Genomic DNA, 14,095 nt, shown 5'->3' with positions numbered 1-14,095 from the left:
TTAAAGATATTGTTTCAAAAAAATAAACCACATAAGCACATAGTTTTTTTTATGTGTCTATATGGTTAGAAAAAATAGCATCAATGAGTAAGTATGAGTTGTCTAATTTTTTGAGATTTGGGAAGAGTAATAATTTATTTCTCCAAAAGCCTTTTTGCTTGATTAGCATATTTACCTTTTGCTTCCATAATTTTTGCTAGTAGCTTTTTAGCCTGCTGTTTTTTATTTTGTTTTAAATAAGAATCGGCTAAATACCACTCTGCATCTTGATAATTTTTTTGATAAATAATACTAGATTTTTGCAGCAAAAATCTTTCAAACAAACCAATAGAAGTTTTGTAATCGTGATTCTTATAATGAGACAGTCCTCCAAAGTAAAGTGCTTGAGCATCATTTGCATTACTAGCTAAATAAGTAGTAAATAACAGACTAGCATCAGTATATTTTCCATTTTCATAGGCTTGCATAGCGTTAGAGAGAGTTTCTTGCGAGGTTTTCTGTTTTCCCATAGATTTATCAGAATAGCCATAATCGTCATCTGCTAACTGCCGATTATAATATAAATTTATACTATCTGTTAAATTTGATGTATTTTCATTCGTAGTAGGAGAAGAAGCTACCAATGGTGTACTATTATCATTGAGTTTTTGTTTTTTCTGTATCCAAATATCAGAGGTGGAAAAATCTTGTTTCGTTTCTGACTCATCTAAATTGTATGATATATTGTTGTCGCTTAGATTGCTATTTGAGTTTGATTTAAACTGAGTAATGCTTTCCTCATTATCTACAGCTTTTATTGCTTCACCTTTTTCTAGTTTTTCTACTAACTCTTTTTCTATCTCTTCTGAAACAATTGGTTCATCATTAAGAGCTAAATCATTACTTGTTTCTTCTTTAGCAAATTTTTCTTGTTGTTTTGTTTGCTCTGTATCAAAAGCATCAGCTTCTGCAAACTCTTCTCTTTCAAACCCAATGCCTATTCCTTTCATCAGACCAAATATGACAACAAAAATTAGAGCTACAGAGGCAGCAGCATAATAAATTCTATAATCTGTTTTATAAAAACCTCGCTCTTTGTTATATTTCTTTATTTCTCTATTTAACTCTTTTGTACTGGCTGCAATATTTACTTTAAAATCTGCATTAGAAAACCCCTCGGCAGCTTCAGCAGCAAAATCTGAATTTAGGAGCTGTTTTTCTACTTCGTGTAATTCTTCTTTGGTTAATTTTTTATCTATATATTTTTGTAAGGTTTGGACATCTATATTGGAAGAGCGTTCTAAAATGCTCCGTATTTTTTGTTCTCTATTGGTATTGCTTTGGCTCATAGTGGTATTTCATTTTTATGTGTTTTGGCTAAAGAAGAAACTATCTTTTTACATAAACAATAGCCAAAAAGCTATTGTTAGAATACCTAACTGCTTCTTGATATTTCTTTTTCCATTTTGAAGATAACTCTTTACTTTAGAGAGAGGAAAACCAGTAATGTTTACAATTTCTTGATAACTCTTTTCTTCTAAAAAGAAAAGTTCTACACATTGTCGTTGTTCAGTATTTAGTGCATAGAGTGCTTCTTCAATGCTGTTGAGGCGTTCTTCTTTTTGATGTTTGTCGCTTTCATTAGATAGATGCCAATCTGGGTCAGAATCCATACGTTCCTCGTCTTGATTGTTAAAATAATCTTCACTTCTTTTGAACTCCCTTTGGCGTTGGCGCAAATACATCAAACAATAATTTTGTGTAAGACGATGCAACCAAGGAGGAAAATTTTGTATCTCAAAACGTAGAAGGTCGGTCAGTAATTTTTCAAAAATGAGCAGTACAGCATCTTTGCTATCCTCCTCATCTTTCAGATATTTCAGACAAACACCATAAACCAAGTGAGTATAACGCTCAAAAAGTTCACCTACAAATTTGTTATCTCGGGTTTCTTTATAGGCTTCTATAAGTTCTAAGTCGGAACGAGGACTTTTTTTAGAAAATAACTTGACAAACATTCTAAGAACAATTAAAAATTAAAAATGCAATCTCATCTGAACTTGAAGAACAGCATTTATTAGACTACAAGAGTGTGATGAAAGTTGCATCTTAATACGAATCATCATTTTAATAACTACAAACTAACTACCAATTTATGAAAAATCTATCTTTATCAACATACGAATTTATTACGAAATTATATACTTTACGCTTTCATTTAATTTTTATTTGTACACTAGGAGTTTTGTATAGTCAGGAAGCATTAGGACAAGGACAGTTCAACCTAAGACTACAAACAGGCTTTCCATTAGAAGAGTTTGCAGAACAGAATGAATCTATTGCCTTCGGAGTGGGAGGACTGATACTAATTCCCTTAACAGAAGATGAGTCAGTTGTCTCTGTAGGTTTGGATGCTAGTTATATGATTTATGGAATGAAATCAGATGATTACATAGATAATAATGGCTTTGAATATACATTAAACACAAATAATAATATTTTTGAGGGTTTTGCAATGGTGCGTTTCAAACCTCGTTGGGTAGATGCCTTTGCTTACCCTTATGTAGATGGACTTATAGGAGGGCGTTATCTCTATACAAGAACTACAGAAGAAGAAGATGGAGAAGAACTGGATGCTTTTATTGAACAAGATGGCTTTTCTTTTGCTTATGGTGGCGCAGGAGGGGTTTTAATTTCACTAACAGAAGAAATAAAATTAGATATTCGTGGCGTCTATACACAAGGGAGTAAGGCAAAATATATGACAAGAAATTCGATTTATCCAGACCCAATATTTCCAGATGAGTTTGTCTATGATGTAAAAAGGACAAGAACAGATATGCTAACTTTTCAAATTGGAATTACATTTTTTATAGAATAATTTTGAAACACAAAGTAAAAGCGCATTGTTTTATGAGCCAAAAAATGAGTATTATTGCAGTAATGATTTATTCTGTAAAATAAACTTGTTTGATTTGATGAGAAAAAATATACTACTATCCTTACTTTGTTTTTTTTTATTTTCTGCTATTTCTAGTTGTGATGTTGTAGAAAATAAAAGTGGTGAGAACCGTCCAAATTCTCCTATACTTTCTGATAATTCTGTTGAAATAGATAAAAAGTTTGAAGGAGAAACTGTTAGAGTGCTTTCGTGGAACTTATATAATTTTGGTAAATCTAAGGATGCAAATGAAATAGCATATATTGCTAAGTTATTAAAGGATTATGATATTGTAGCCATTCAAGAAGTTTCTACATCTTTGTATGGAATACGTGCTGTGGGAAAATTAGCCGACGAGCTAAACCGAACAGGCAGCAAGTGGGAATACAAAATTAGCGACCCTACTTCTGGAGATGGAAAAGAACGCTATGCTTACCTTTGGAAAACTACTACAAAAAATGCCAAAATTTCATTGAAAAAAGACTGGCTAGAAGAAAGTATTGCTAAAAAAGTAGATAGAGAGCCTTATATGGCAAGATTTGAAGTAGCTTCGAAACAAAGTAAATCTAAAAATACTTTGTTAATAGGTAGTTTCCACGCTGTTCCAACAAGTAAAGACCCTGAAAAAGAGATTGTTTTTTTAAAGGAAATACCTAATTCTTATCGAACAGACAACATCCTTATTTTGGGAGATTTTAATCTGGATGGAGAACACGAAGCCTTTAATGGATTGAGAGAGCGTTCATTTGTGGCAGCCTTCAATGACCAAAAAACTAGCCTACGAATGAAACCAAAAGATGGAAGTCCTTTAAACAAAGAATACGATAATATTTTTGTAGAGAAAAGAGCATTTTCTATCAAAGACGCACAAGTTATTCATTTTTATAAAGATTATAAAAGCCTAAAAGAAGCCCGTTATATTTCTGACCATATTCCTTTGTGGGTAGAGCTTGGATTTAAGGAGTAGGCTTTATAAAAAAAAAGTCTGACATCTATAAGCAAAATATTTTCTAGCTTTCTAAGTTTTTTAGCATATTATTCTGTTGCTTTTTCTTGTGAGTAGGCAATCAAATCTTGTGGTTTTTGTAATATATATACGTTTTTAGAGGTTTTATAATCTTGTCCCATTACTTGAAATCCAGAAACTAAGATATCAGCATCTGGAAAACGTTCTCCAATTTCAAATAAATATTCTTCTACTGCATTAGCACTTGGAGAAGAGGTAATAATGGTTACCAAAGTGGCTGGTCTGTGTGTATAATATACTTCTTGTAAGTCTTTTAAAGGTAGATTTTGTCCAAGATAAATCACTTCATTTCCTCGTACTTTCAAAAGGTAATAAGAAAACAAAAGTGAGATTTCGTGTAGTTCGCCACTCGGAAGGAATAAAATATATTTTTTCCCTGTGCCAGAGGCTTTGTCTCTGTACTGTCCGTCTATAGCAACAATTATTTTTTGACGAATAAGCCCAGTAATAAAGTGTTCTTGTGCTGGATTGATGGCATTAGTTGTCCAAAGCATTCCTATTCGGCTAAGAAAAGGATAAATGATATTGAGCATTGTTTTTTCAAATCCAAATTGCAGAATACTTGTAGACATAATTCGCTCAAACTGTTCTTCATTGATATCAATGGTAGCAGCTGTAAGTGCGCTAATCTGAGATTGGTAATCAGAAGTTCTTGAAAGTGTTTCTCTTACTTTTACATATACTTCATCCTGCGACATTTTAGCAATTTTCGAAATACGAACACCATTGTTATTAAGTAATGCTACATTGAGCATATATTTCAAGTCTTCAGAATCGTAATAGCGAATATTTGTATCTGTTCGTTTTGGAGTTACAAGTTCATAACGTTGTTCCCACATTCTGATAGTATGCGCTCTAATGCCTGTTAGATTTTCTAGATCTCGTATCGAATAAGTATTTGTATCTCGCACAGTCATTCAAATTTAAAGGTAAGTGGAGTAAATTACATTTCAAATATGCTATGTATTCGAATTATTTTCCATAGCTTTTCAAATTAGTTCCTAATATAACGCAATACTTTTTAATTTGTTTAATATGAGGCTTAATATATTCAACAAAATTTTACTTTTGTATATTCTTGTTAGAACAAGTTTTTATTTTAAGCCCTCCTGTTCTTTTAAAGAACTGAAAAATTAAACAAAGATTGATTGAATGCTAGAGGACAGGTCATTGTATTATAATGATTGTGATAGCATTTATTTTAATCGTAAGATACTATATACTTGTTTTTCCTAGATGAAAAATAGCATCTCCTTGATTTACAACAGCTTGATGATTGATGGCAATAATATGACAGTCTTGCTTACAGATGATATCATGATGCAATTCTCCAAAAGGGTCAGTAAGACTTCCAATTACTTGTCCTTCTTCTATCATAGAGCCGTTTTTTACAAATGACCTAAAAAGCCCAGAAAATTTTGCCCTCATCCAAGATGTTTTTTGTAGGATAATGGGTTCTAGGTTTTGTTCTGCTCCACGCATTTTTGACAAATCTTCATCATCTATCATATTCAAATGATGCATCAAGCGAACAGCTCCACGCATTCCTTCTTTTATAGGCGCACGGTTTAGACGTTGAGATTCTCCACCTTCATAGACTAAGATAGATTTTCCCATTTTTTGAGCCAACCCACGTAAAGATTTATCTCTAAGTTTTGAGTTGATAATAAAATGAGGAGAAAATGCACGAGCATATTCTTCATTTTGTCCTTCTGTGGTTAAACAACGGATTTGAGAATAATTATTTATTCTGCCTCCTCCTGTATGAAAATCTAATCCCAAATCTATATGGGGTAAAATTTCCGTCGTAAAAGCATTGGCAACACGACTGGCAAGTGAACCATCTTTACTCCCTGGAAAACTTCTATTGATGTCTTTGCCATCAGGAACTTCTCTTGAAAAGTTGAGAAAGCCATAAATATTAAGAAGTGGAATAGCGATGACAGTTCCTCTTTTAGGAATGATTAGTTCTTTGGAAATAAGCTGTCTTATAATTTCGACTCCATTGATTTCGTCGCCGTGCATTCCTGCAATAAGAAGTAGTGTTTTTCCAGCTTCTTTTGAGCGATAGACAAAGACAGGCGTATCGATAGAAGTACGTGAGGGAAGTTTCGCAATATTTAGATTGATTTGTTTTTCTTCTCCTACTGCTACTGAAACACCATCAATAACAATATCTTTATGATAATTTGGAAATTCGTTTTGCATATACTTTGTGTTTGTATCAGAATGTTATGCTAATTTTTCTTATTCTAAAATATATTTTCCTTCATATTTTGCAAATTCTTGCTTCAAAAAATGCTTTACTTCTTCTGGTGATTTTTCTAACAAATGGTCAATACCAGCATTGTGGGCAAATATTACTTTTCTATCCGCTTGATTGAGATAGCCAGCCTTGTATAACTCTGCTATTGATGCAGGGTTTTCATTTAATTTTGCAGCTTCATTTATTTCTTTAGGAACTAAAAAGGCATTATTATAATGAATATTTACAACTTCATAATCATATTTTTGACAAATATCTTCCAACATTGCTACACTATACCCAAAAAAGTTATCGCCTTGCCAAAATGTATCTGGATGATAGGTTACCGTAAAACGAGTAGGGTAAGGAATCTGCTCATTGATTTCAGTACAAATTACTTTAGGACGGTATTCTGAAAGAATATTTTCTAAAATAAAATAATCATAACTATCAATATCCAAATTGAGAAATAAAAAATCCTTTGGAGCTTCAGCTACTTTTAGAAGTGACGTTACTGTGTCAGGCAATGCTTTAGTACGAAGAAGCTGTACGTTTGGATAAATCTTATATAAGTTAGACAGAAAAGCAAATTTTTCACTGTCATATTCTACTGCAACTCCTTTGTAGCCATCTCTAAAGAAAACAAAGGTATTTGACATCGTAATGCCATCAGAGGCAGCAATATCTACAATAAAATCATTATTTACCTCTGTGTTTTGTCTAATCTTATCAAAATAAGAAGCTAAGATAGTATCTTCGCCAAGGTTGGCGTAGCTTTCTGTATTGTGTTGTACAGGAACGTATTTTTTTCGTGCTTCATATCCAAAAGCATCTAGTACGCTACGTAAAATATTTTTTATCATCGTTTGTTATTGAGTGTTATTGATTGAAATACCAACAACAGAAAAAGGACTAGAAAAACTGTACCCTAAAAAAATAAAAGTCAAAATTTACAAAAAAAAGGCAACTTATCTCAAATTGCCTTTTAAAGGATGAACTATCGTCGGTGAAGACACTGACAATGGCAGCCGTTGTTGGTGTGCTTACCAACAGCAAATATACCTTTTTTCTACTGCTTACACAGAAGCTAGTTTTGTTTTACGCTCCAATACAGCTTTTGCTTTCTTTATAATATCTTTGGCAGTCAGTCCATATTTTTCCATAAGCTCATCTGGCGTTCCACTCTCACCAAAGCTATCGTTTACACCTACAAACTCCATAGGAACAGGGTTATTCATAACCAATGTCTGTGCGATACTGCTTCCCAAACCTCCTGTAATTTGATGCTCTTCAGCAGAAACAGCACAACCTGTCTTGGCAACAGATTTCAAAATAGCTTCTCTATCTAGTGGCTTTATCGTATGAATATTGATAATTTCAGCCGAAATACCTTCTTTCAAAAGCTCTTCATGAGCTTGAATAGCTTCCCAAACCAAATGCCCTGTTGCAAAAATAGAAACATCAGTTCCTTCTTGTAAAGTAATTGCTTTTCCAATTTCAAATTTTTGGTCGGTTGGCATAAATACTGGCACTTTCGGACGACCAAAACGCAAATAGACAGAGCCTTGGTAGTCTGCAATGGCAAGTGTAGCAGCTTTCGTTTGGTTATAATCACAAGGATTGATAACCGTCATGTGAGGAAGCATTTGCATCATTCCAATGTCTTCCAAAATCTGGTGAGTTGCACCATCTTCACCTAGCGTAATACCAGCATGAGAAGCACAAATTTTTACATTTTTTCCAGAATATGCAATCGACTGACGGATTTGGTCATATACTCTACCTGTTGAGAAGTTGGCAAATGTTCCTGTAAAGGGAATCCAACCACCGATAGTCAGACCTGCTGCAATGCCCATCATATTTGCCTCTGCAATACCAACTTGGTAGAAACGCTCTGGAAACTGCTTTTGAAAGTCTCCCATTTTGAGAGAACCAATAAGGTCTGCACAAAGAGCTACAACTTTAGGATTTGTTTTGCCAAGTTCTGTAAGTCCGTCGCCAAAACCCGAACGAGTATCTTTTTGGGTGTCGAAAGTATATTTTTTCATTGTATATGGAAATGATAGAATGAAGAGAAAATCTATGTTTCTAACCTTAAACGAGGATGAAAACCATCGTTTAGGATAATTCTTGATTTGATAGGACAAAGATAATTAAAAATCAGTAATCAGTTTCTAGTCATTTATAATTAATCACTAACCATTCATCATTCAAGAAGCCATCTTTTTACTTGTAACTGTCCCACTACTCTGTATTCCGACCTTCGTATCGTTCCAGAACTAAAAGCAAGCTGATTTCGAACACCTTTCAAAAGACTGTTGGAAGAATGAATAAAGTGAGTAGATTTGCCATCTACAAATAAAAATCCGATATGTGTGTCTAAACCTAAAATATAAATTCCCTCACCCATTTCTTCTACTTCTTCCATAAAATCGCCAAAATCTTTCTTCACACGTACTTTTATAAATTTCTTATCAATCGTTTTTCGAATGAGTGTTTCAGAAGCAGCTTGTGCCATTTTTATTCTATCAATCGGATAACCTAAGTCTCTTAGAATGGTGCTTACAAAATATCCACAGGCTATTTTTCCCTTACCTGGTATTTGTGTTGTGCCAGAGTAGCTCCACTTTGTACCGTACCAATATTTACAAATTTCTTCAAAGCTCTCTTCGAAAACCTGCTGTGCATTTTTCAAGACTTTTTCTTTTTCTTTCTTTGTTTTGGCTGCTGCATATTCTGCTTTTAGATTTTCCTGTTTTGATTTTATGTCTGCAAGCAAAATTTTATAATCTGAATAAGAATACAACCAACGATAAAAAGGCGTTTGGTATTTGTAAGGCGAAACATAAAAGCCAATTCCTGCCACTACGATAGAGAGCAAAGAAAGACGTATTAACCATCTGATTAAGAAACGTTTAAGTCGTTTGAGCATTGATTTTGAGTTAAAATAAAATGTAATAAAAGTAATTTATAAAGTCAATTTTAGTGAAAAAAATAAAAATAAATGCAACCATTGCTATTACTTGTTGGGTCTTGTTTATGAAATACAACTTAACCTATTTTGACCTATTATGAACTATTCTAAATCTATCACAACGTATTTTACGTTGCTGCTGTTACTTATTACCTCATTTCAAACTGCCTACTCACAAACCATATCACCACCTTTTCAAGAAGTGCCTGTTCCACCTTTTCCTTTTGGTACATACTATGCTTTTTTTGATGTAACTGCTACAGGAGATTGGTATCTTACTTCTAGTAATGGCTCTATGTTAGGAACTGGAAATCAAACATACCAATATTATTATCAACAAAACCAATCTCCTAACCCTACTTTTGATACTTTAAAACTTTATGACCCTGCACAAGTAGGAGGAAGAGTATCTTCCATAACCATAACCCCTAACATAGTTACTTTTCCATCAGGTATTGACCCTAATAATGCTGCCTTGAATCCTTCTCCCTATTATTTTGGAGACCCTATTTATCCAGCTATAATTAATGTATATTTTCAGAATGTAGGAGGAAATGATTATGAAGTAATTCCTGTTATAAGTAATGAAGGATTTGGTTATACAGATTCTCAATATCCCATACGTTTTACTGGGGGAGGGCGTGGTGCTAACATCACAAGCATTGAGGGACCAGATGCCGATGGTGTTGCTTCTGTATTTATGGTAGATGACAATGGAGAACTAAGATGGAATACAGGTACTGATGTTAGAATACTTGATACAAGCGTTGCTGGTAGCGATGGTGATGTGCAATATGCTGGAGGGATAGGATATCTTGCTCCCCCAGATATAGATTTAAGTGGCTGGACTCACCCAATAGTTCCTACTTTTCAAACTACTGTTATTGATGGAAGAGTTACATCAGTTGAAGTTATTGGGAGTGGCTACCCTCCTAACACAGAGTTTAATGCAACGATTAATATTGTACCAGCTTATGTAATAGATATAAATGCTACAGTAAATGTAAACAATCCTTCTACAAACCTCACTCCTATCAGTACAGCAGTATTTTCTCAGCGAGGAAATAATGATTATTACTCTGTAACAGGAAAGGTTTTTAGAGATGCTAATGGAAATCAAGTTCAAGATGCTGGAGAGGATGGGATTCCTTGGGTTAGAGTTCGTAATGACAACCCTCCTTATGTTTGGGGGCGTACAGATGCACAAGGAAATTACACGTTCAACATTTTACGTTCATTAGGAAATACAGTTTCTTTCTCGCCACTCATAACAGAAGCAACACCTAGTAGCCGAACCGTAACGCTTTCAGCAGGAAGTCCAGTAGTGACAGGACAAGATTTTGCTATTGGTGCAGGTGGAACTCCCACAGGTAGGTCAAGCAGCGTAGGGGGAACAATTCTTCCACAAAATGGGCAGCGTATTGCACTAAATCAAAATTATAGCTATCAAGTATTGTTAGATAATCCAACGAGCGATGTTCAGACTGTTTCTGCTACCTTCACACCAGACAGCAGATTTGAGATAGTGAGTAGTAGTGAAAATTTTGAAGGAACTGACGCAGCATCTTTTTCTGTAGATATTCCTGCATATTCCAATAAAACGGTAGATTTTGTTTTACAGACCAACGAAACGATAGCTAATGGAAGTTATGTACGTCATTCTTTGAGTATCAATACTCCAACAGGAAGATTGGGTGAGGAAACTACTCTAACACAGCAAATTGATGAAAGCGTAGGTACAGAAGATTTGCAGCTTTCACTTCTATCTACGCCATCACTCACAGCATCTGAAATTGAAGCTGAAAAAACATTTACTTATCATATTTTCAAAGGAGATAACGCTCCAGTCGAAGCAGCTTATACCGAAATGGTAATTTATCTGAATGAGGAAGCAGATATGAGCAAGCTAGACGTGATTGAAAACAGTATAGATTTTAGAAATGTATCAGTTTCGGAAAGTAAAACGGTTCGTTTTGAGCTAACGAATAACCCAAGTGAAGCCAATCCACTTTCATTTGTATTTAATCTACTAAGCGAACAGACCAATTTGCGTGTATATTCTGTACTGAATTATTACGATTTTTCTGCAAACCTTATTGCTTCAGACGTGTCGCCTATCATAACAACTAAAGTAGATGAAAATCCGTCGCCACAACAGCTTATTGGAGTTTTTCAGTCTAATGAAGGAACGTATTTAGATTGGATAGCCAACGATGGATTTACAAATTTCGTCATTGCAAGGAAAGCAGAAGGCGATACAGAATTTATAGAAGTAGCTCAAACCACAGAAACGAATTGGATAGACACAAACGTACAACCAAGCACTACCTATATCTATAAAGTTAGAGGAAATAGAAATGCTAGTGCATCTGACTTTTCAAATGATGTTACTATCCAAACGGATGAAACAGTTACTGGAATAGAGGAAGTTCAGACAAATAAAATTATTTTGTACCCTAATCCAAGTCAAGACATAATTCATTATAAGGAAACAGAATCACTTTCTATTTCTCATATCGAAATTGTAGATTTATTGGGAAATATAGTTTTGAAAACTCAAAATACGATGAGTTTGGATATAAGCAGATTGAAGAAAGGAATGTATGTAATTCGCTTTATATCTGACAAAGGAACATATACAAAAACATTTTGTAAGATTTAATCTTAAAACGTACTGATTTGTTCATAAAACAGCCTTTCAATAAATGTAATTGAAAGGCTGTTTTTGTCTTAATAACTCAAAATTTTAAATTCTACTCTACGGTTTAGCTTTTTACTAGCTTCATCTCTTTGTCTAGTGATAGGCTGTGTACTTCCATACGGACGAGTTTCAACACGCTTTTTATCAATTTTTTGCCTTACCAAATAATCTTGAATTGCTTTTACTCTTAAAGCAGAGAGTTTCATATTCATTGTTGGTATTCCCTCAAGGTCGGTGTGTCCTTCTACTTCTATAGTTACAGTAGGGTTTTCTAACATAAAAATTACCAAACGGTCAAGTTCTGGGAAAGATTCTTTCAGAAGTTCGTTTGTTCCTCGTTTAAAGAAAACATTATTGAGCCTTATTTTTTGCCCAACTTCAATAGGTGTGAGATACAAATTTCGTTTTATCTCTTTATAAACTTCATTTCCTCTAGCATCTATATTTTCACTTACAGAAACAAAACCCCTAGATTTTGCCAAAAATCCGTACTGTGAGTTGGGAGGAAGCGCAATTTTATAATTTCCTGTCTGTGGGTCGGCTTGTGCTGTACCTGTTTCTTCGCCTACTGGCAACATTTCATACAAAATTTCTGCTCCGATAGGCTCTTTTGTTTTGGAATTATAGACTGTTCCAGAAATCAGCAAAACAGGGTCTGGACGAACTTCTACGTGAAGTTTTGCACGGTAAATATCTAGCTTTGAAGCTGTATTTGTATCTGAATGTTTGGAAGATGAAAAATAAGCATATTCTCCACTTGCATCAATAGAATAGCCAGCATCCCAGCCAGCCGAATTGAGTACATTTCCTAAGTTCATGGGTTCGCTCCAATTTGTCCAAGTATCATCTAACCTACGACTGACGTACATATCCATACTACCATATCCACTTCTGCCATTGGAAGCAAAATAAAGCGTTTTATTGTCTGATGAAAGCGTTGGACTAACTTCTAAAGCTGCCGAGTTGAGCGTTGTACCCATATTTTTGGGAACTGACCATGAATTATCTCTTTGCAAAAAGCTAATATATAAATCTCTTGAGCCATACGTATCTTCTCTACGAACAGACATAATCAAAACTTTTCTGTTGGGAGCAAGACAAAACTCTGCATATTTATCTGTATTGTAAAAATCTTTTATTTTAAGAGGCTCTGGAAACGACCACGAACCATCAATGGTTTTATAAGAAATTGAAATACCTTGCTCCATTTTTCCAGAAGGTAGATAAGCATTAGCAAGCAAAATAACATTTCCATCGGGTGTAACCGAACAAACATAATTATGCTGACTATTATTTACTGGTTCGTTCAATCTCTCTGCTTCTGTCCAAATCGTATCTGAAACATGACGAGAGACCCAAATATCATCGTTTTCTTTACCTGCCGAAATAGAAGGCATATTTTTAGGATGGTCTTTTCTATCAAAAAAAAGTGTTTTTCCATCTGGAGAAATGATAGGCAAAATTTCATTATATGGAGAATTTACCGTTTGAGGAAGGCGTTCTACTTTGTTGAAAGGAATATCTTTTGCAATATTTATTTCGGCTTTTATAGGTGTTTCGCTAGATGAAATTCCGATAGCATCGATGTTATTCCATCCTCCAACATCAATCGTGTTGAGCTTTATCTTCACAGCATTTACTTTGTATTTTGTCTTTTCTTTTAAAAAAACATTGAGCATTCTACCTTGTGTAGAAACAGGCTCTGTACGCTGATTTTTATAAATCAAATGTCCTTTCCCCTCTAAATCGTAAAGAATGATTGCTGAAATTGCACCTGCTCCAAAACTCTCTGCAATAGCCACCTGCTTCACTGAAATAGCCTTTTCAAATCCTACTTTTATCCACTCATCTTGTCGTGCTTCTGGACGAGCAGGCGACCACGCACAAGGGCTTTGCCAAATAGCAGGTAATACATTAGGTTTTCCTAAGATTTGTTTGGCAGTATATTGAGTAGGGTTAGCTTCATCAAAGTATTCAGAAGAAAAATCAATTACTTTATTTGCCCAAAGAACTTCATTGTTGGATTGAGCAAATATAGTTGAGTGAAAAAATAAGACCACTCCAAAGATAGAGAGTGTTCTGAAAAAGAAGGTAAAGCTGACTTTCCTCAAAAAAGCGAAGAAATCAGCTATAAAAATAATTAGAAAGTAGAGTTTTGATTGCATAACACAAAGATAGGTAGAGAATGGAAATAAAAAGGTTAAAATTTATTGATTCCCTTTTTCCAT

General features: G+C 34.3%; 11 protein-coding genes. 3 read left to right on the top strand and 8 right to left on the bottom strand.

Going from position 1 to position 14,095, the window contains the following annotated elements:
• Positions 1–134: 134 nt before the first annotated feature.
• Entirely contained in the window at positions 135–1,328 is a 1,194-nt protein-coding gene (locus QZ659_RS15065) for a hypothetical protein (RefSeq protein ID WP_291726909.1), read from the bottom strand.
• Between the two features lie 48 nt (positions 1,329–1,376).
• Positions 1,377–1,997: an RNA polymerase sigma factor gene (locus QZ659_RS15060; protein ID WP_291726907.1), complete on the bottom strand. Its 621-nt coding sequence runs from the start codon at positions 1,995–1,997 to the stop codon at positions 1,377–1,379.
• Positions 1,998–2,134: 137 nt separating this feature from the next.
• On the opposite strand from QZ659_RS15060, the gene QZ659_RS15055 reads away from it, so the two are divergent.
• Together QZ659_RS15055 and QZ659_RS15050 are read left to right on the top strand one after the other, a co-directional pair.
• Positions 2,135–2,860, top strand: coding sequence for a hypothetical protein (locus QZ659_RS15055; protein ID WP_291726904.1), 726 nt, complete (start codon positions 2,135–2,137; stop codon positions 2,858–2,860).
• A 97-nt stretch (positions 2,861–2,957) separates the two neighbouring features.
• Positions 2,958–3,887, top strand: a complete 930-nt coding sequence (locus QZ659_RS15050) for an endonuclease/exonuclease/phosphatase family protein (protein WP_291726902.1) — start codon at positions 2,958–2,960, stop codon at positions 3,885–3,887.
• Positions 3,888–3,955: 68 nt separating this feature from the next.
• Here QZ659_RS15050 and QZ659_RS15045 read toward each other — a convergent pair whose 3' ends face one another.
• The 5 genes from QZ659_RS15045 to QZ659_RS15025 all read right to left on the bottom strand — a co-directional run bounded on the left by QZ659_RS15045 (position 3,956) and on the right by QZ659_RS15025 (position 9,124).
• Positions 3,956–4,864 carry a MerR family transcriptional regulator gene (locus QZ659_RS15045; protein WP_366935870.1) on the bottom strand — a complete coding sequence of 303 codons (909 nt, stop codon included), beginning with the start codon at positions 4,862–4,864 and terminating at the stop codon, positions 3,956–3,958.
• A gap of 298 nt (positions 4,865–5,162) precedes the next feature.
• Positions 5,163–6,155, bottom strand: a complete 993-nt coding sequence (locus QZ659_RS15040; protein ID WP_291726897.1) for a succinylglutamate desuccinylase/aspartoacylase family protein — start codon at positions 6,153–6,155, stop codon at positions 5,163–5,165.
• A gap of 39 nt (positions 6,156–6,194) precedes the next feature.
• Positions 6,195–7,055: a hypothetical protein gene (locus tag QZ659_RS15035; protein WP_291726895.1), complete on the bottom strand. Its 861-nt coding sequence runs from the start codon at positions 7,053–7,055 to the stop codon at positions 6,195–6,197.
• Between the two features lie 213 nt (positions 7,056–7,268).
• Positions 7,269–8,240: a transketolase family protein gene (locus QZ659_RS15030; protein WP_291726893.1), complete on the bottom strand. Its 972-nt coding sequence runs from the start codon at positions 8,238–8,240 to the stop codon at positions 7,269–7,271.
• A gap of 158 nt (positions 8,241–8,398) precedes the next feature.
• Positions 8,399–9,124, bottom strand: coding sequence for a hypothetical protein (locus tag QZ659_RS15025; protein WP_291726890.1), 726 nt, complete (start codon positions 9,122–9,124; stop codon positions 8,399–8,401).
• Between the two features lie 139 nt (positions 9,125–9,263).
• On the opposite strand from QZ659_RS15025, the gene QZ659_RS15020 reads away from it, so the two are divergent.
• Positions 9,264–11,828 carry a T9SS type A sorting domain-containing protein gene (locus QZ659_RS15020; protein ID WP_291726889.1) on the top strand — a complete coding sequence of 855 codons (2,565 nt, stop codon included), beginning with the start codon at positions 9,264–9,266 and terminating at the stop codon, positions 11,826–11,828.
• A 68-nt stretch (positions 11,829–11,896) separates the two neighbouring features.
• Here the strand turns inward: QZ659_RS15020 and QZ659_RS15015 are convergent, their stop codons facing one another.
• Positions 11,897–14,032, bottom strand: coding sequence for an OmpA family protein (locus QZ659_RS15015; RefSeq protein ID WP_291726887.1), 2,136 nt, complete (start codon positions 14,030–14,032; stop codon positions 11,897–11,899).
• Between the last annotated feature and the right edge of the window lie 63 nt (positions 14,033–14,095).

Source organism: Bernardetia sp. (assembly GCF_020630935.1).
GTDB lineage: Bacteria > Bacteroidota > Bacteroidia > Cytophagales > Bernardetiaceae > Bernardetia.
This window is presented reverse-complemented; position numbering and strand designations above follow the sequence as displayed.

Bases quoted from the DNA above. Each gene is read 5' to 3' on its own strand.
- QZ659_RS15055 (WP_291726904.1), top strand. From the start codon at position 2,135: ATGAAAAATCTATCTTTATCAACATACGAATTTATTACGAAATTATAT.
- QZ659_RS15015 (WP_291726887.1), bottom strand. From the start codon at position 14,032: ATGCAATCAAAACTCTACTTTCTAATTATTTTTATAGCTGATTTCTTC.
- QZ659_RS15050 (WP_291726902.1), top strand. From the start codon at position 2,958: ATGAGAAAAAATATACTACTATCCTTACTTTGTTTTTTTTTATTTTCT.
- QZ659_RS15030 (WP_291726893.1), bottom strand. From the start codon at position 8,240: ATGAAAAAATATACTTTCGACACCCAAAAAGATACTCGTTCGGGTTTT.
- QZ659_RS15065 (WP_291726909.1), bottom strand. From the start codon at position 1,328: ATGAGCCAAAGCAATACCAATAGAGAACAAAAAATACGGAGCATTTTA.
- QZ659_RS15025 (WP_291726890.1), bottom strand. From the start codon at position 9,124: ATGCTCAAACGACTTAAACGTTTCTTAATCAGATGGTTAATACGTCTT.
- QZ659_RS15045 (WP_366935870.1), bottom strand. From the start codon at position 4,864: ATGACTGTGCGAGATACAAATACTTATTCGATACGAGATCTAGAAAAT.
- QZ659_RS15035 (WP_291726895.1), bottom strand. From the start codon at position 7,055: ATGATAAAAAATATTTTACGTAGCGTACTAGATGCTTTTGGATATGAA.
- QZ659_RS15060 (WP_291726907.1), bottom strand. From the start codon at position 1,997: ATGTTTGTCAAGTTATTTTCTAAAAAAAGTCCTCGTTCCGACTTAGAA.
- QZ659_RS15040 (WP_291726897.1), bottom strand. From the start codon at position 6,155: ATGCAAAACGAATTTCCAAATTATCATAAAGATATTGTTATTGATGGT.
- QZ659_RS15020 (WP_291726889.1), top strand. From the start codon at position 9,264: ATGAACTATTCTAAATCTATCACAACGTATTTTACGTTGCTGCTGTTA.